Source organism: Pseudonocardia sp. Ae717_Ps2, from assembly GCF_001932475.1.
Lineage (GTDB): Bacteria > Actinomycetota > Actinomycetes > Mycobacteriales > Pseudonocardiaceae > Pseudonocardia.
Genome location: NZ_MCIS01000005.1, coordinates 33,091 through 49,541, shown reverse-complemented (window position 1 = coordinate 49,541; position 16,451 = coordinate 33,091). Strand labels below are relative to the sequence as shown.

At 69.5% G+C, this 16,451-nt stretch carries 13 protein-coding genes and 4 pseudogenes; 11 read left to right on the top strand and 6 right to left on the bottom strand.

The window, feature by feature from the left end:
- Positions 1 to 460: pseudogene (locus Ae717Ps2_RS36685) on the top strand (tripartite tricarboxylate transporter substrate binding protein); the annotation flags it as partial.
- 22 nt (positions 461 to 482) lie between these two features.
- A complete protein-coding gene (locus Ae717Ps2_RS40635) occupies positions 483 to 929 on the top strand; it encodes a tripartite tricarboxylate transporter substrate-binding protein (protein ID WP_083702654.1) in 447 nt (148 codons plus the stop codon).
- A 259-nt stretch (positions 930 to 1,188) separates the two neighbouring features.
- Here Ae717Ps2_RS40635 and Ae717Ps2_RS30615 read toward each other — a convergent pair whose 3' ends face one another.
- Positions 1,189 to 2,088 carry an IS30 family transposase gene (locus Ae717Ps2_RS30615; RefSeq protein WP_083702653.1) on the bottom strand — a complete coding sequence of 300 codons (900 nt, stop codon included), beginning with the start codon at positions 2,086 to 2,088 and terminating at the stop codon, positions 1,189 to 1,191.
- A 916-nt stretch (positions 2,089 to 3,004) separates the two neighbouring features.
- Positions 3,005 to 3,541 (bottom strand): ISAs1 family transposase, encoded by a 537-nt coding sequence (locus Ae717Ps2_RS30610; RefSeq protein WP_075313183.1) that lies wholly within the window; start codon positions 3,539 to 3,541, stop codon positions 3,005 to 3,007.
- Positions 3,542 to 3,547: 6 nt separating this feature from the next.
- On the opposite strand from Ae717Ps2_RS30610, the pseudogene Ae717Ps2_RS30605 reads away from it, so the two are divergent.
- The 3 genes and pseudogenes from Ae717Ps2_RS30605 to Ae717Ps2_RS30595 form a co-directional block, all read left to right on the top strand.
- Positions 3,548 to 3,937 (top strand): annotated as a pseudogene (locus tag Ae717Ps2_RS30605) (RtcB family protein); the annotation flags it as partial.
- A 70-nt stretch (positions 3,938 to 4,007) separates the two neighbouring features.
- A complete protein-coding gene (locus Ae717Ps2_RS30600; protein WP_158071584.1) occupies positions 4,008 to 4,319 on the top strand; it encodes a transposase in 312 nt (103 codons plus the stop codon).
- Positions 4,316 to 5,020 carry an IS3 family transposase gene (locus tag Ae717Ps2_RS30595; protein ID WP_143510693.1) on the top strand — a complete coding sequence of 235 codons (705 nt, stop codon included), beginning with the start codon at positions 4,316 to 4,318 and terminating at the stop codon, positions 5,018 to 5,020. Before Ae717Ps2_RS30600 ends, Ae717Ps2_RS30595 begins: the two co-directional genes overlap by 4 nt.
- Positions 5,021 to 5,090: 70 nt before the next feature.
- On the opposite strand, the pseudogene Ae717Ps2_RS30590 reads toward Ae717Ps2_RS30595, so the two are convergent.
- Positions 5,091 to 6,371, bottom strand: a pseudogene (locus Ae717Ps2_RS30590) (IS256 family transposase).
- 182 nt (positions 6,372 to 6,553) lie between these two features.
- On the opposite strand from Ae717Ps2_RS30590, the gene Ae717Ps2_RS30585 reads away from it, so the two are divergent.
- From Ae717Ps2_RS30585 to Ae717Ps2_RS30560, 6 genes are all read left to right on the top strand, one after another.
- The gene (locus Ae717Ps2_RS30585) at positions 6,554 to 7,186 is read left to right on the top strand and encodes a plasmid pRiA4b ORF-3 family protein (RefSeq protein ID WP_083702652.1); all 633 of its coding nucleotides are present in this window, start codon (positions 6,554 to 6,556) and stop codon (positions 7,184 to 7,186) included.
- A 214-nt stretch (positions 7,187 to 7,400) separates the two neighbouring features.
- Positions 7,401 to 8,057 (top strand): META domain-containing protein, encoded by a 657-nt coding sequence (locus tag Ae717Ps2_RS40115; RefSeq protein ID WP_075334527.1) that lies wholly within the window; start codon positions 7,401 to 7,403, stop codon positions 8,055 to 8,057.
- A gap of 491 nt (positions 8,058 to 8,548) precedes the next feature.
- Positions 8,549 to 8,920: a hypothetical protein gene (locus tag Ae717Ps2_RS30575; protein ID WP_075334526.1), complete on the top strand. Its 372-nt coding sequence runs from the start codon at positions 8,549 to 8,551 to the stop codon at positions 8,918 to 8,920.
- 426 nt (positions 8,921 to 9,346) lie between these two features.
- Positions 9,347 to 9,793, top strand: a complete 447-nt coding sequence (locus Ae717Ps2_RS30570; protein WP_075313173.1) for a DoxX family protein — start codon at positions 9,347 to 9,349, stop codon at positions 9,791 to 9,793.
- Between the two features lie 11 nt (positions 9,794 to 9,804).
- The gene (locus Ae717Ps2_RS30565) at positions 9,805 to 12,945 is read left to right on the top strand and encodes a phosphatidylglycerol lysyltransferase domain-containing protein (RefSeq protein WP_083702649.1); all 3,141 of its coding nucleotides are present in this window, start codon (positions 9,805 to 9,807) and stop codon (positions 12,943 to 12,945) included.
- A gap of 11 nt (positions 12,946 to 12,956) precedes the next feature.
- Positions 12,957 to 14,255, top strand: a complete 1,299-nt coding sequence (locus Ae717Ps2_RS30560; protein WP_075334531.1) for an alpha/beta hydrolase family protein — start codon at positions 12,957 to 12,959, stop codon at positions 14,253 to 14,255.
- Between the two features lie 36 nt (positions 14,256 to 14,291).
- Here the strand turns inward: Ae717Ps2_RS30560 and Ae717Ps2_RS30555 are convergent.
- From Ae717Ps2_RS30555 to Ae717Ps2_RS38595, 3 genes and pseudogenes are all read right to left on the bottom strand, one after another.
- Positions 14,292 to 14,381, bottom strand: a pseudogene (locus Ae717Ps2_RS30555) (IS5/IS1182 family transposase); the annotation flags it as partial.
- A gap of 239 nt (positions 14,382 to 14,620) precedes the next feature.
- On the bottom strand, positions 14,621 to 15,505 hold the full coding sequence (locus Ae717Ps2_RS30550) for an IS3 family transposase (RefSeq protein WP_075333032.1): 885 nt from the start codon (positions 15,503 to 15,505) through the stop codon (positions 14,621 to 14,623).
- A complete protein-coding gene (locus tag Ae717Ps2_RS38595) occupies positions 15,502 to 15,789 on the bottom strand; it encodes a transposase (protein WP_075333031.1) in 288 nt (95 codons plus the stop codon). The genes Ae717Ps2_RS30550 and Ae717Ps2_RS38595 overlap by 4 nt, the downstream gene beginning before the upstream one ends.
- Between the last annotated feature and the right edge of the window lie 662 nt (positions 15,790 to 16,451).

Here is a 16,451-nt window from a genome sequence, read left to right as displayed (position 1 = left end):
CGCACTCCACGAAAAGCAGCCGTTGATGGAATTCATGGACGGGCATGTACGGGGCCTGCGATTGATTGTCCCAAACTCACCGGGCAGTGGATACCATATCAATGCCCAGGCCATGGCCGAAGCGCTCGAGAATGCCGATCTGGCTCACGATGTTGAAATTTTCAATGTTATCGGCTCCAGCGGCGTCGAAGGCCTCTATCGCCTCCTCGGTGATACCGGTAATTCTCGACTGCTGATGTCCATGGGGCTAGGCCTCATAGGAGGAGTGATTGCGAATAACGCTGACTCGTCACTGAGTGAGGCCGCTCCTATTGCTCGCCTCACGACAGAGCCTGAGTTGATCCTGGTGTCCGCCAATTCTCCGTACTACAACTTCAGCGATCTATTAAAAGATTGGAAGGACAATCCTTCTGCTGTTGCAGTGGGGGCGGCTCCTCTCCGGGGGGGCCTGATCACCTGACGCCGATGCTGACCGCTGATACATCAACCTGAAGCCAAAGCTAGTTCGCTACGTCGCCCACGACGGTAGAGGGCCCCTCCTGAGCGCGCTCCTCGATGGCAAGGTCTCGTTCGCGGCCGCAGGAGCTGGCGAGTTCGCCTACCAGCTCCGCACGGGGGAGCTCCGGGCCCTGGCGGTCATGGCCGACAGCCGCGTGAAGGGATTGGATGTACCCACTGGGCGAGAGTTCGGAGTTAATGTTGAAGTATTAAATTGGCGTGGCGTACTCGGATCTCCTGGCGTAAGCCTGACAGAGCGATCTGGGCTGGAGCAACTCATATGGCGACTTGCAACCTCTGCTGAATGGAAGACTTATCTCGCCAGTAACAATTGGCAAGATGGGTACCTGTCTCCCTCCCAGTTCCACTCATTTTTGAATGTCGAGCGCTTGCGTGTTCGTCAAGTACTCGGCGAGATTGGAATATTATAACTATAAATTTTACAAACAAGGATGGAGTCTTTTCCGTCGTGTTTGTGCTGCATCTCGTGACGGCGAGTTGCACAACGACCCGAACACCTGCTGCGTGAGCTTCATCGACAGATTCACGGATCTCCGACAGCGAGAACTGCGGCTCGTACACAGCCTTTTCCATCGTGAGTTCGCTGGTCAGCGAACTCACGATGGAAAAGGCTCAGCGTGGACCACAGGTTCTCGGCGAGGGGTCGGCGAATTCAGGCGGTTGAAGCATCTAGCTCAACGAGTTCGGCGAATATCTCGGAGGGCTTCTTCCAGTTGTGGATTTTACGGGGTCGGTCGTTGATGTCGCAAGCCACCATCGCCAGGTATTTCGGGTCCGAGTGATGTCCGTGCCTTTCGGGAAGTACTCGCGGACGATGCGGTTGAGGTTCTCGTTGCTGCCGCGTTCCCACGGCGAGTGTGGGTGGGCGAGGTACACCGGCATCGAGCCCTTGGTGACGGTGGCGTGGCCGGCCATCTCGGCACCGCAGTCCCAGGTCAGTGAGGCCCGCATGTGCGCGGGCAGACCGCTGGTGGCGGCGATGACCCCACGGCCGACGGTGAGCGCGTCGCGGCCGGTCAGGGGCACGAGGACCAGGAACCGGAGGTGCGCTCGACCAGCGTGGCGACGGCGGTCTTGCCGTTTGCCGATGACCAGGTCACCCTCCCAGTGGCCGGGCACGGCGCGCCCCTGGGCGTCGGCGGGGCGGGCGTCGATGTAGGTCGGGTCCTTGATCCGCGGGGCCGGTGGGGGCTTGGCGCCGCCTCGTCGGGCGGTGCGCCCGGACCGTAGCGCGAGCAGCTCGCGGGCCAGCGTGGACACCGGGGTGGCATAGATCCACTGGTAGATCGCCTCGTGAGACACCCGACAAGCCTCGTCATCGGGGTGCTCGGTCGGCAACCGGCCCGCGATCGAGGCCGGTGACCAGCCACCACGCAACAGAGCATGCACGATCCCGCGCAACCGCGGGTGACGGTCCACCGCGAACTGCTTCGGCCGCTCCCGCGCCGCCAGGGCCCGTTCCTGCGCTGCCGCGGCCCGGTACTCGTAGCGTCCGCCGTGACGACGGACCTCACGAGAGATCACCGACCGATCACGACCCACCACCGAGGCGATCTGCTTGTAGGACAAGCCCTCCGCGCGAGACCCCTCGAGATCTCCTCCCGATCCGACAACATCAACATCTCACGCACGGAACATCCTGTCCCGCCGAACAACCAAGATCAAGTGCTACGACCGGCTGAACTCACCGAACGCTACGGATGGGACGTCACCTATACTCTACTTGTAGTCGCCGCAGTAATCACCGCGGCCCTATTCCTTCTAGCAGACAGGACCGAGAACGCGCAATCCGACTGACCGCACCGTCGCACCGAGCCCAGGACACCGAGCGGCCAGCCTAGATGGCATGGAGTCCTGTAAAGAAATGAGGACTGAGTAGTGAGTCTTTTTGATCCGATGGGTCAAGGCGAGAGGTCGGAGAGTCGCGGAGAAGGTTCGGGGCTACTGCGAAGTGATGATCAGGATACGGTTACATTGCGAACTCGGAGCGTCTCTTAAGAGTCATTAGTGGCCGCTCGAGGCGATTCCGAGTTGTCGCAGTATCGACCGGGTCGATATTATTTATCTTGCTTGCAGTGACAGGACTTCTGGTCATGACAGAAGAAGGTAGAGTCACCGTAGAGGGAAAGGTCGGGATTGATGACATCGCCTTCTCGGAAGGTTGTGGACGGCTTCTTCCCTCTCTCTTCCGGTGGCTGCGCAGGGTCTGGAGAATTCAAAGGAGTGCGGGCGGGAGGACTGATTTCCGTGCTGAACTCGAAGAGGCAATTGATAGGCTCCGGGCGACTAAGCGACTCTATCATTGTGGGGAGTTCGTGTCAATTTAGCTTTAAGGTTGATGGCGTTTTGAAAAACAAGGTCTATCGAGTTAGCGTTGCCGGTCGCATGCCGTTGTCCTGGACTGCGGCGGAAGTTGGATCTCCTGGGGGGATTCGAATAGTTCTTGGAGTGTAGCTGGGGCGCAGCCAGGGCCCCGGCAAAGTCGTCAGATGATCTTGTAGGTGGTCAAGGGCCGGTGGGCGTCTCGGGCGTGGTGGCGTAGTCCGGCGGCGATGTTGGTGGTCCCGGTCAGTCGGAGTGCGGCGATCGCGAGGTTGCGCAGGGCGGCCATGACCTGCGGTCCGGCTGCGGTGCGGGTCTGGGAGCGGTCCTCGTCGAAGGAGACGTCCCGGACCCAGTGCAGCCGGTTCTCGATGTTCCAGTGCCCGCGGATCCAGCGGGCCAGCAAGATCGGGTCTGCCTGGAACGCGGTCAGGCTGGTGATCGCGTAGACGGTCACGGTCTTCCACCGTGCGCCCGGACGTAGCGGGCGGCGCCGGCGGATGAGCCGGATGGCCTGGGCGGCGTGTGGGAAGAACTCCCCGCCCCGGTCCGGGCACCGCTGCAGGGAGAGCACGCTGATCGTGCGGGTCTCGACCCGCCCGTGGCCACGGGCCCGCTGCCGGGCGGCCGGCCCGGTCATCTTCCAGGGCAGCGCACGCAGCCGGGCCAGCAGCGTGGGCTGGTTAGCCTTGACCGTCATCAGGTAGTGCCCACCGAGCTCGACTGGGCCGGGTTCTGGCGCGGCTTCGACCGGCTGCACCATCTGCGCGATGCGTCCTGGACCAGCGAGGACAAGCTGCGTGGCAAGGCCCACCAGCAGCTCGGCTCGCTCGGGGGCGGAAATCACTTTGTGGAGCTCTGCCTCGACGGCGACGACCGGGTCTGGCTGATGCTGCACTCCGGGTCGCGGGGGATCGGCAACATCCTGGCCAACCTGCACATCGAGAAGGCCAAGGTGCTGCCGCACAACCAGGAGCTGCCCGACCGCGACCTGGCCGTGTTCCTCGCCGGCACCCCGCAGATGGACGCCTACCGGGCCGACCTGCACTGGGCGCAGGAGTACGCGCGGCTCAACCGGCGGGTGATGATCGAGCTGTGAGGTTCCCCCGCTTTGCCGGAGTGTCTGAACACTGGTTCGATCTTGAGAGCCAGGAAGGAAGGCACTGGTGACTGCACCGAAGAAGTACCCCGATGAGCTGCGTGAACGGGCGGTTCGGCTGTATCGGGAGTCCGACCCTCGCCCGACGTTCCGGACGCTCGCGCAGCAGCTCGGGGTGCATCACGAGGCCCTGCGCAGCTGGGTCCGCCAAGCCGAGGCCGACACCGGCGAGCGCCATGATCGGCCGTCGACCGACATGCTCGCCGAGAACCGCAGGCTGGCGAAGGAAAACGCCGAGCTGCGGCGGGTCAACGAGGTCCTGCGCGCGGCGAGCGCCTATTTCGCCTCCGAGATCGGCCCGACCCGGAGGTGGTCATGAGCTTCGTCGACGCCCATGGCTTCCCCGCCGGTCTCGTACTACGGGTCCTTGGTGTGCCGGTCTCGACCTACTACGACTGGCGCACCCGCCGCGCGAACCCCTCTCAGCGCCACCTCGACGACGCCGTGCTCCTCGAACAGATCGTGAAGATCCGCTCGGTCAGCGAGTTCGCCACCGCCTACGGATCCCCGCGGGTCTGGCTCGAGCTGCGCCGCCAAGGCGTGCACGTCGGCCGCAAGCGCGTCGAGCGGATCATGCGCGAGCACGGCCTGCAGGGCGCCCACCTGCGCCGCGGCTGGAAGGGCGGCTCGACCCGGCAGAACCCCGCCCACCGGCCGGCGCCGGACCTGCTCGAACGCGACTTCACCGCGGCCGCGCCGAACCGGGTGTGGGTGGCCGATCTGACCCGGATCGTCACCGGCGAGGCGTGTTGTGGATGGCCTCGGTGCGTGACGCGTTCTCCAACCGGGTCGTCGGCTGGGCCACCGACTCCCGTGCGACGACCGCGCTGGTGCTCACCGCGCTCAACCACGCCCTGCGCTCGCGGACCTGCGCCCCGGCCAGTGATCTTCCACAGCGACAAGGGAGCCCAGTACACAGCGCTGCGGTTCACCCAGCGCCTGGTCGACGCCCGGTGTCGCCCCGTCGACCGGGTCCAACGTCGGACATACGGCGCTCGATGCTGTCGCGGTAGACCATGATCAGCCCGCACCCCAGGCGCGCGCCGGATCCGCCGGCGAGCAATCGTCAAGACCTGTGGATGAAGATCTTTTAGGCGGCTTCGGTGTGGGTGTGGTCGTCGGGTCGTTCAACGAGTCGTCCGGCCTCGAAGACTGCTCCGGCGCGGACGAGCGCGACCAGGTGCGGGCCGTCACGGCGCGCCAGCGGTCCTGGGCGGCTTCGATGAGTTGAACGCCATCGCGAGCCCGGCGGTGCGTGAGCCGGGCCCGCGGGTGACGCGGGTGCGGTGGCGGACGGTCGCGAACGTGGACTCGATCGGGTTCGTGGTGCGTAGTACTGCCAGTGCTCGGCGGGGAAGTCGTAGAAGGCGAGCAACTCATCGAGGTCGTCACGGACCTTCGCCACGGCCTTGCCGAACTTTGCCCCGTAGGCGGCGTCGAAGCAGGTCACGGCGTCGAGGGCCTTGTGTTTGTCTTCGACGTTCCAGATCTCGGTCAGCGCCTTCTTCGCTCCCGGATGCGCCGACTTGGGCAGGGCGGCGAGGACGTTGGCGGTTTTGTGCACCCAGCAGCGCTGCTCACGGGTCTCGGGGAACACCTCCCGTAGCGCGCCCCAGAACCCGAGCGCGCCGTCCCCGACGGCCAGGACGGGGGCGCGCATGCCGCGCCGCGCGCAGTCGCGCAGCAGGTCCGCCCAGGACTCGGTCGCTTCCCGGTAGCCGTCGACGAGGGCGACGAGCTCCTTGTGCCCGTCGGCGCGGACTCCGATGAGCACGAGCAGACACAACTTGTGCTCGGCGAGGCGGATGGTGACGTGGATGCCGTCGGCCCACACGTACACGTAGTCCACCCCGGACAGGTCCCGGTGGGAGAACGCCTGCTGCTCGGTCTTCCAGGTCTCGGTCAGCCTGGTGACCGTCGATGAGGACAGGCCCGCGTTGGAGCCGAGGAACTGCCCCAGCGCGGGCACGAAGTCCCCCGACGAGAGGCCGTGCAGGTAGAGCAGCGGCAGCACCTCGGTGATCTTCGGCGTCCTGCGGCACCAGGACGGCAGGATCGCCGAGGAGAACCGGCGCCGCTCGCCCGTCGCGGGGTCGATCCGGCGGTCGTCGACCCGCGGCGCCCGCACCGCCACCGCGCCCGCGGCTGTCACCACCTCGCGAGGCTCGTGGGAGCCGTTGCGCACCACCAGACGCCGCCCGTGGGCGTCGCGTTCGTTGCTGTGGCGGGTGATGTAGTCGTCGACCTCGGCCTGCAGAGCCTGGGCGAGCATCCGGCGGGCGCCCTCGCGGACGAGCTCGTCGATCAACGCCGGCCCCTCCTGCACACGGGCCTCGTCACCGGATCCGGCCTCGGGAACTACGCTGAGCATGGGTCGTGCCCTTCCGACCAGCGTTGCTGCGCCGGTCTTGCTTGAGAGCCTTCAAGATCACCGGAAGGGTACGGCCCCTCCACAGTCATCCACAGGTCTCAAGCATTGCTCCACTTTCACCGAGCGACAACTGCGGAACCCAGGCCCTGCCGCTGGGTCGAGACGGTGAGACCATCGCAGCCATGCCCCACACAGACACCACGGCACCGGCGGCAGTGCCCGCGGTCGCTCCCTCGACAGCGCCGACGGCGGGTCGGTCGGCGATCTTCCGGATCGGGATCGCACTACTCGAGGTCGACCTCGAGGTCCACCGGACCGTCGAGGTCCCCGCCGAGGTCACCCTCGCCGTCCTGCACCAGGTCATCCAGGAAGCAATGGGGTGGGAGAGCTCCCACCTGCACAAGTTCACCATCAACGACACCTGCTACGGCATCCCCGACCCGGACTGGGACCCCGCCTGGGACCTCGGCGACCGTACCCACGACGAGCAGGCCGTCACCCTCGCCCAGCTCTTCCAGGTCGGGCAGGAAGCCGACTACGTCTACGACTTCGGCGACAACTGGCACCACACCCTGACCGTCACCGCGCTCACCACCGCCGAGCCCGCAGTGCGCTACCCACGCTGTATCGACGGCCGCGGCGCCTGCCCACCCGAAGACGTCGGCGGCACACCCGGCTACGCCGCATTCCTCGACGCACTCGCCGACCCCGACCACCCCGAACACACCGACCGAGTCCAATGGTGGGGATCAGACCAGTACGACCCCCACCACTTCGACCTCGACGCCACCAACACCGCCCTCCTGACGCTGTGACACCCGCAGGCCGTGCCGAGGACGCCGACCTGGGCCCTACCGCCTGAGCCCGGGGCTGCGACCAGGAGGCTCGCCCCCGCGTCCCCGAGACGCGGCCCGCAGCAGCGACACCGCCGAAGGCTTCGCGGTCACCTACCGTCGCTCCGCCGCAGGCGGCGAGGTCACCTACTGTCGGCTGGACCTACCCGTCAGTAACCGTGTTGGAATGAAACCCATGCACACGACTTCCCGCGCACGACGCGCCGGTGCCGCAGCGCTCCTCGCCGCCGTCGCCCTCACCACCGCCGGCGCACTCACCACCAGCACCGCCACCGCCGACGCCACCCAGCCCGCCGCGGCCGAGCAGCCCTACTACGAGGTCTGGGAACCCGGACAGCACCAGCCCCCGCACCCCACCGCAGGAGTCCACGTGCCCCGACCCGACACCACCACCACCGACACCGACGGCCCCCACGCCGTCGGACCCCTCCCCGCCACACCCGCCGCACTCACCACACCGACCGACCCGGCCGCGGCTACCACGCTGCCGATGCCGACCGATGCCCCCTCCGCGCATCCCCTGCAGCAGGCCCTGATCGGCCACTGGACCCCCGCGGACGACACCACCGCAGGGCGAGCGTTCGTCGAGTTCACCCCCGACGGACACTGGACCGGCTCCGACGGCTGCAACCACCTGACCGGCACCTGGGGCGTTCACACCGACGACACATTCACCGCCACCGCCAACCCGACCACCCTCATGAACTGCGAGAACGTCCCCATCGCCGACTGGCTCACCCAGACCAGCCACGCCGACATCACCAACAACACCCTCGTCCTGCGCGGCCCCGCCGGCGACACCACCACCACCGTCCTGACCCGCCACCCCTGACACCCCTGACACCCCGGCACCGCCCCCCCACGACAACACCCTTCCCCCGCGCAGTGCGATAGGTCACACTGAAGGTGTTCGGGTCTGCAGCGGTCGCACCCACCCGGCGCGCTGGGGAGCGCACGCCACCCGCGACCGCCCACCAGGGCCGGGCCGCCCACCCCTCCGGCGACGGCCCGGCCCACCCCGTCACCCAGCCCCCCCCCGACCCCACAGGACGCCGCCGGACGTCGCCGGACCGTGGCGAACCAGGACAGATCAGGACACACCAGGAAGGACCACGGTGCGTGACACGACCGTGTCCCCTGTCCGACCAGACACCTCCTGTACGGGTGGTCGCGACGGCTGTCGCAGCAACAGTCCGTGCGCGCCGCGCGCGACCCGGGTGACAGTGTTTGACCTGTAGTTTCCCGACCTGAACCCTCTCGTTGCAGCTGGCACGGGCTCCCCTCGTATCCGACGTGCCAGCAACAACCAGGAGGACATACCCCATGTGGAAGAAGACCGGGATCGTCGTCGCCGCCTCGGCCGCATCGCTGATGGCGCTCTCCCCGGTGGCGATGGCCCACGGCACCCACAGCGGTGACCACGGTGACGGGATCGACAAGAGCGCCGAAGGCCTGATCGCCGGCCTCAACGGCAACAACATCAACGTCCCGATCCAGGCCTGCAACAACAACATCCCGCTCAACCTCGTCGGGCTGCAGGTCCCCATCGAGGACGCCGCCGCCGCGAACGGGCTCACCGGCGCACTCGGGATCCTCGGATCCGGCACCGCGAAGTCCGGGGACTCGGTCACCGACCAGTCCGACAACTGCGCCCAGGCCGGCGCCGCCGGAGACACCGTCAAGGGCCACAAGTAACACCCGCACCACCCAGCACTGCTTCGCCGACGGCCCAACCTTCACCACGCCGGCGACCACGCGGTCTGCTCTTCTGCCCACCAACAGCACACAGACCGCGCACAGGACAGAGCCCCGCCCCGAGGGACCACGGCACTGACCCACAGGGTGCCCACCCCCGGGGCGGGGCTCTCCCACATCCCCGACAGCCCGGCAACGACAACGTCCCGAACCGGCGCCTCTACACTCGCCCACCTCGACCGCACCACCGCTTTGAAGCGCCGCGCTGGCGCCACCCCATAAAACTGGAACTGTTCCAGATAACTCTTAGGAAGCCCCGGGCCCGGGGTAAACGGGGGTGGTGTCCAGGCGCAGCGGTTCACCCGGGCCGGCCCCGTTGCTCACCACTATCGTGACCGCCTGTATCCATCGTGAAGGGAACCCGTCATGCGCCCACTTCCGCCGACGGTTGCGTTGATTGCGCACCTCCTCGCCCGGCTCCTGATCGGCGGTGTCCTGATCGCTCACGGCGCGCAGAAAGCCACCGGGTTCAACGAGGTCGTCACCGCTTTCACCCAGATGGGCGTCCCTGCGCCCGCCGCCGTAGCCGCGACGGCGATGACCATCGAGCTCCTCGGTGGTGCCGCGCTGATCGTCGGGTTTGCCACCACCATCGCCGCCGTCATCGTCGTCGTGAACATGACCGGAGCCGTCGTGCTCGTCCACTCCCCGACAACCGTGTTCGTCACCGACGGCGGCTGGGAACTGGTCGGCGTCATCGCCGCAGGAGCGCTCCTGCTCGCCGCCACCGGCCCCGGACCCTGGGCGGTCGACACCATCCTGGGCACCCGGCGCCACACACCCCCACCCGCGACCTGGCCTGACCCAAGCTGATCTCGGTGAGCATGCTCTCCGGGCTGACCGCGCCCGCTTCGCTCTTGATCAACGCAAGGAGCGACGGACCCGCCCGTCCGGCCACCCCCACGCCCCGACCCGTCGAGGTCTGCTCGCGGTATTCGCGGTCCGCGTCGTCCTCGCCGTCACCGGCGGGGATCAGCGCCCGCAGCCGCTCGGTGACCGGCTGCGGGATCCGCGCGGTGACCCGGATGAACAGGGCCTCCCCGGCGCGGTGCAGCGCCGAGGCCACCATGCTCCTTATCCGCGCCGCAGACGGCGGCTCGATGCGCTCCTCCCGGCACCGGGCCCAGCAGCGCCTGCCGCACCAACTCCGGACCGCACTCGGACGGCGCAATCTGCTCGATCAACCACGCGGTGTGAACCTCTGGACCGGGAACGAAGAGAGGGCGGGAATGCGAACCGAGCCCACACTGCAGACGGCTGGTGCCGAGCGTCCCCGCCACAGACCCGTCAGGACCCTGTCCGCACTCGTGGTCGCGCTGGCCGCGGTGTCCTGCTTGGTGGAGCTGAGCGCGGGGTTCGCAGCCGCGGGCCCCGTGGTGGACCGGTGGTTCTGGTTCGTGGGCATCCCCATCGGACCGAGCGTCGTGGTCGGTCTCGCCCTGGTCCTGCTGGCGGCGGCCCTGCGCGCCGGCAAGCGGGCCGCGTGGCTCGCCCTGGTCGTGCTCCTGGCCCTCTCCGCCGCCGGGGAGCTGGTCCTGGCCCTCTCCGGGGCGGCCGAGTGGGCCGGCACGATTGTTCCGACCGTGTGGGCGGCGCTGCTCGTCGCGCGCCGGGGCGAGTTCGCCGCGCACGTCGCCCCCGGGGCACACCGGCGGGCAGCCGCTGTCCTGACCGCGGGTCTCGGCGGGGCGGTCGGGATGGGCTGGCTGGTGGCCCCGTCGGTTGGCGGGGCCCCCCGGGCGGCCGGGCCCCGCCTGGTGTGGGTGCTCGACCGGTTGACCGGGGGCACCTTCGAGCTGGTCGCGGGCAGCCCGGCCGGTGGCTGGCTCGACACCGCACTGGACGTCGTCGGTGGTGTGGTGCTGCTGGGTGCGCTCGCGGTCTTCCTGCGCGGCGCACGGGCACACGGCACCGCGACGGCGGACGACGAGCTGCGGGTGCGTGCGCTCGTCGCCGCCCACGGCGGGCCGGACTCGCTGGCCTGGTTCGCCACCCGCCGGGACAAGCGCGTGATGTTCGCACCGGACGGGCGCGCGGCCGTCGCATACCGGGTCGTCGCGGGCGCGTCGGTCGCGGCGGGCGACCCGGTCGGTCCGGTCGACGGCTGGCCCGCGGCGGTGTCCGCCTGGCTGGCCGAGGCCCACCGCTTCGGGTGGCAGCCGGTCGTCCTCGCCGCGGGCGAGCGGGGCGCCGCGGTGTACCGGCGGCACGGTCTGCGGGTGCGCCGGATCGGTGACGAGGCCGTCGTGGACCTCGCCCGGCTGGCCCGCACCGGCGGCCGCGAGGGCCGAGTCCGGCGCGCGGTCCGGCGGCTGGACGGCGAGGGCTTCCGGGTGACGGTCCGGCGGGTCCGCGACGTGCCCCCGGCCGACCTCGACGCGATCGACCGCCGTGCCGAGCGGTGGCGCGACAGCGCGATCGAACGCGGCTTCTCGATGGCCTCCGGGCGCGTGGCGGACCCGTCGGACCCCGACGTCGTTCTGGTCGAGGCGTTCGGTCCGGACGACGTCGCCTGCGGGCTGCTGACCTTCGCACCGTGGGGCTCCGACGGTCTGTCGCTCGACGTCATGCGCCGGGGGTCGCACGCCCCGGCGGGGCTGACCGAGTTCATGATCGGCAGGCTGGCCGCGGTCGCCCCCACGCTCGGTGTGCGCCGGGCGTCGCTGAACTTCGTCGTGTTCCGGGAGGCGCTCGAGTCCGGCGCGCGGCTGGGTGCCGGACCCGGCCAGCGGGCCCGGCGCACGGTGCTGCGCGGCGTGTCCTCGTTCGTGCAGATCGAGTCGCTGCACCGCTTCAGCCGCACCTTCGAGCCCGACTGGGTCCCGCGCCTGCTCTGCTGGTCCAGCGGCACCGCCCGGGCCGTGGTCGCCGCCGGTGCGGCGGAGGGCTTCCTGCGCCCGAGTGGCGTCGGCAGGCGCGCCGCCGCCCGCCGGCGCGACGACCGGTTCCGTGCCCGGGTGGACGGCATCGGAGCGCCGGGTGACACCGCCGATCGGTCCGCGGAGCGCGCCCGCTCCCTCGCCCTGGCTCCTCTGGTCCGACCGGTCGGGGAGGTCGATGACGTCGCCGCGCTGCAGCGCCGCCACGTCGGGCTGGACCGCGACGTGCGGACCGGCGAGCCGGCGACCGTCGTGGGCCGGGTCCGTGCGCAGCGGACGTTCGGCGCGCTGGCCTTCGCCACGCTGCGCTCGGGCCCCGCCCGGATCCAGGTGATCGTCGAGGCCGCCACCGTCGGCCCCGAGGCACTCTCCCGCTGGAAGGACGGCGTCGAGCCGGACGACCTGGTGCTGGTCAGCGGCGAGGTCGTCACCTCTCGGTCCGGGGAGCTGTCGGTACTGGTCGCCGACTGGCAGGTGCTGGGCGCACCGGTCCGCCCGGTGCGGCCCGATCCGCTCGCCGACGCCGCGGAACGCACGCTGCTCGCAGCCGGGTTCTCCGAGGTCGCCGCGCCCCCGACCCACCCGGCCCTCCCGGGTGCGCCGGGTCCGGGACCCGACGGCGCACCGGAGCGGGTCTACCACCTGGAACGGTCCGCGTCGGGCCCGGTCCTGCATCTGCGCGTGGCTCCGGCCGACGCGACCACGGCCCGCGGGATCCTCGACACGGTCCTCGCGGACCTGCCCGCGGAACCCGTACCGGGACGGACCGCCGTGGTCGAGGACGGGCGGCCGCTGACGACCGCGCCGCTCGCCCGGCCACGCCCGTGGTCCCCCGGGACCGCCGACGCCTGGCGCATCGTCGCCGACGGCCGGGACGTGGCGGAGGGCGCCTCCGGGCGCACCGACGCCGGGTTCGTCGACCGCCTCCTGGGCCCGGGTCCGGTGACCGCCGCGTTCGAGCGCGGGGTCCTGCCGTTCGCGACGCTGCGTGCCGACCTGGCCGCGCTCGCCGGGGCCACGGTCGACGGGCCGCAGGGCGGCCGGACCCCACCCGACGCCGGCGACGGCGACCGGGGCAACCGGTGACCGTCGCCCCGATGCCGCCACCGTTGCCGGTGCGCTCGGTCCTCGACCTGTCGCTCGTCGCCGGCGGGCTGCCGCTGGCGATCTCGATCGCCGGTGCCGCCGCGGCGGTGTTCCTCGCCTGGCCGCGCGGCCGGCGGTGGCTCCGCCCGGCCGTGCTCGTCGTCGCCGTGGCGGTCCTCCTCCCGGCGGTGGCCGCGCTCGTGCTGAACGTGCTCTGGCGCCCGACACCGGACGTGCTCCCGGCCCGGCTGTTCGTCTGGTCGGGGGTCGCGATCGCGGCGGTGCTCGCCGGGGTGGTGGCCGCTCGACGGGGTGGCCGGGACACTCGGCTGCTCGTCGTCCCGGCGGTGGTGCTGGTCCTGGCGACCAGCGGCGTCAAGGTCAACGCGATCTACGGCTACTACCCGACCCCGCGGCCGCTGCTGGGCCTGGCCGACCCGAACGCGCTGGACCCTGCGTGGGTCCCGCACCGCACCGGTACCGCCGTCGCGCCGGTCCGGTGGGTCGCGCCCCCTGATCTGCCCGACCGGGGTGCCGTACTCGACCTGCCCGTCCCCGCCCCCGTGTCGGGCTTCGCCGCGCGCCCGGCGCTCGTCTACCTCCCGCCCGCCGCGCTCGTCCCCGGCGCACCGCGCCTGCCCGTCCTCGTCCTGGTGGCGGGCCAGCCCGGAGCACCCCGGGACTGGCTGACCGCCGGGCGGCTGGCCGCGGTGCTCGACGTGTTCGCCGCGGCGCGCCGCGGGCTCGCGCCGATCGTCGTCGTCCCGGACGCGACCGGCTCCACGTTCGCCAACCCGCTCTGTGTCGACTCCCCCCGCGGCGCCGTCGAGACCTACCTGCGTCGCGACGTACCGGACTGGATCCGCGCCCGCTTCGACGTGGAGAGCGACCCCCGGCACTGGACCATCGGCGGGTTCTCCTACGGCGGCACCTGCGCCCTGCAGCTCGCCGTGCGCGCCCCCGAGGTCTACCCGGCGTTCCTCGACATCGGCGGGCAGGACGAGCCGTCCCTGGGCACCCGGGACCAGACGGTGCGCGCGCTGTTCGGCGGCGACGACGCCCGGTTCCGCGCGGTCAACCCGGCCGACCTGCTGCGCGCCCGCCGATACGACGGGGTGTCCGGCACCGTCGTCGTCGGGTCCGAGGAGGGCGACGACGTCGCAAAGTCCGCCCGGCTCGTCGATCTCGCACGCTCGTCGGGGATGCAGGTCCGCCACCTCGTGCTGCCCGGCGGGCACTCCTGGGCCGTGGCCACCGCCGCCCTGCAGCTCGCGCTGCCCGACATCGCCGCCCGCACCGGCCTGCCCTGATCCCGCTCAGATGCCCACCTTCACCCAACCGGGGTGCAGCCCGGGAGGCAGGGCATTCCAGCTGATCCCGGTCTTGAGCACGAAAACGATCCCCGCCAGAGCGGCCCGATCCGGCACCCACTTGCGTTGCCTCAACAGTAAGGTGACGACGAGAGCCTACGGTGGTCACGGGTTGCCCTTGAGTAGGGCGAGGATTCGGTCGTTGAGGGCGTCGGCGTCGTCGGCGATGTCGTCGAGGAGGGTGAGGGCCTCCTCGAGGCTCGGCGTCTCCCGGCCTGCAGTGGCAGGCGCGGCCGCGCCGAGCGCCGGTGCGCGTGGGGCCGGCGTGGCCGTCTTGGAGTGTTCCCGATTTCTTTGACGCCGGTTTAGGCTGCCAAGTCGGTTATTTTCCTGAATCCTAGCTCGTATTCGGTGGGTGTCAAGTATCCGAGGGTGGAGTGCCGTCTGCGACGGTTGTAGTAGCTCTCGATCCACGCGAATGTCTGCTGTCGGACCTCGGTGACGTCGTTCCATGGCCGGGTGTGGATGAGTTCTTTCTTGTAGCTGGCGAAGAACGACTCGGCGACGGCGTTGTCGAAGCAGGTGGCGCGTCGGCCCATCGATCGGGCCACATTGTTGGCGGCGCAGAAGTCGGTGAACTCCCGGCTCGTGTATTGCGTCCCGCGGTCGCTGTGCATGATCACTCCGGCTGGTGGGCGGCGGGTGAGCAGGGCGGCGGCGAGGGCCTCGATGATCAGGTTGGTGCGCAGGTGGTCGGCCACGGCGTAGCCGACGACCTTGCGGGAGTGCAGGTCGATCACGGTGGCGAGGTAGGCCCAGCCGTCGACCGTCTGGATGTAGGTGATGTCGCCGCACCAGCGGGTGTCGGGAGCCTCGGCGGTGAAGTCACGCCCGATCAGGTCCGGGGCGTCGATCGGGCGTAGACCTGCGACGGTCGTCTTGCGCCAGGTGTGAGGGTGGCGGCCTTGCAGGCCGGCGGCGCGCATGAGCCGCCAGACCCGCTTGCGGGCGGTCCGGTGGCCGCGAGCGACCAGCTCGGCCCACACCCGGCGCACGCCGGGGTCACCGCGCAGGTCGTGGTGGATCTCTCGGATCGTGTCGGTGAGCTCGGCGTCGGTGCGTTCCCGCTGGCTGGGTCCGGTCTTGAGCCACCGGTAGTAGCCCTGTCGGGCCACGCCGAGCTGGGCGCACATGAACGTGACCGGATACTCGCCCTCGGTTGCCCAGTCCGCGATCGCCGCGTATTTCACGGCTGTTCTTTCGCGAACCAGGTCGCTACTTTTTTTGCGAAGTCCCGCTCCATTCGCAGGGTCGTGTTCTCCTTGCGGAGCCGTTCCAGCTCGGCCCGCTCCGGTTCGGACAGGTCCGTGTCCGGGACCTGCCCGGATTCGCGTGCTTTCTTCACCCACTTGCCTAACGTCATCTCGTGGACGCCGATACTCTTCGCTACCTCGGCGATTGTTCGGCCGGAATCGAGGACAAGACTGACGGCCTGGTCCTTATACTCCTGGGTGAAATGGCGGCGTGTCGCCACGCGATCCCCTCCGCTGCGATCAGCGGCAGTCTACGACCGGTGTCTACAAGATCGGGAACGGTCCAGCTCGGCGAGAGTGACGAGCTTCGGGGCCGCGCCGAACGTGAGCCCGGACTTGGCAAGAGTGGATGGTCCGGACACGGCCGAGGCATTACCGGTGTTGCTACTCGAGCCCCGGCACGCGTTCCACCGGCACGCTCCGGGCCATGGGCAGGTAGAGGCCCAGGTACAGGCCACCTGCAGCGCGGGGTTCAGCCTATGGACGAGCGCTCTGATGGCATTGGTGAGGGCACCTGGTTGGACGCTGTCTCGGGTCAGCCCCGAGCTGTTGGAGCTGCACGGGCCCGGGGGCTGCTGGGCTCACACGACTCTGACTCCGGACCCGCAATGGCTTGCAGCAGCTACGAGCCAGCATGTCGTTCTGGTCGTCTACGGTCCCGCTGTCGGCGTTCGCACCGAGGAAGCGGACGGTGACTACCCGGGTGACTCCTCGGACGAGGGCCGCAAGGCTGAGCTCGACCGGTTCCGGGAGATCGGTTACGTGAGCGCGGGCATCGTCGCTTTCGTTCACTGAGTCGCGGGTCAACCGCGAGGGGTTAGATCTTGGCCAGTGAGTCCCACGAGCGTCGCAGGAAGTGGCGGCCGCCCGGCAGGGTCAGCGG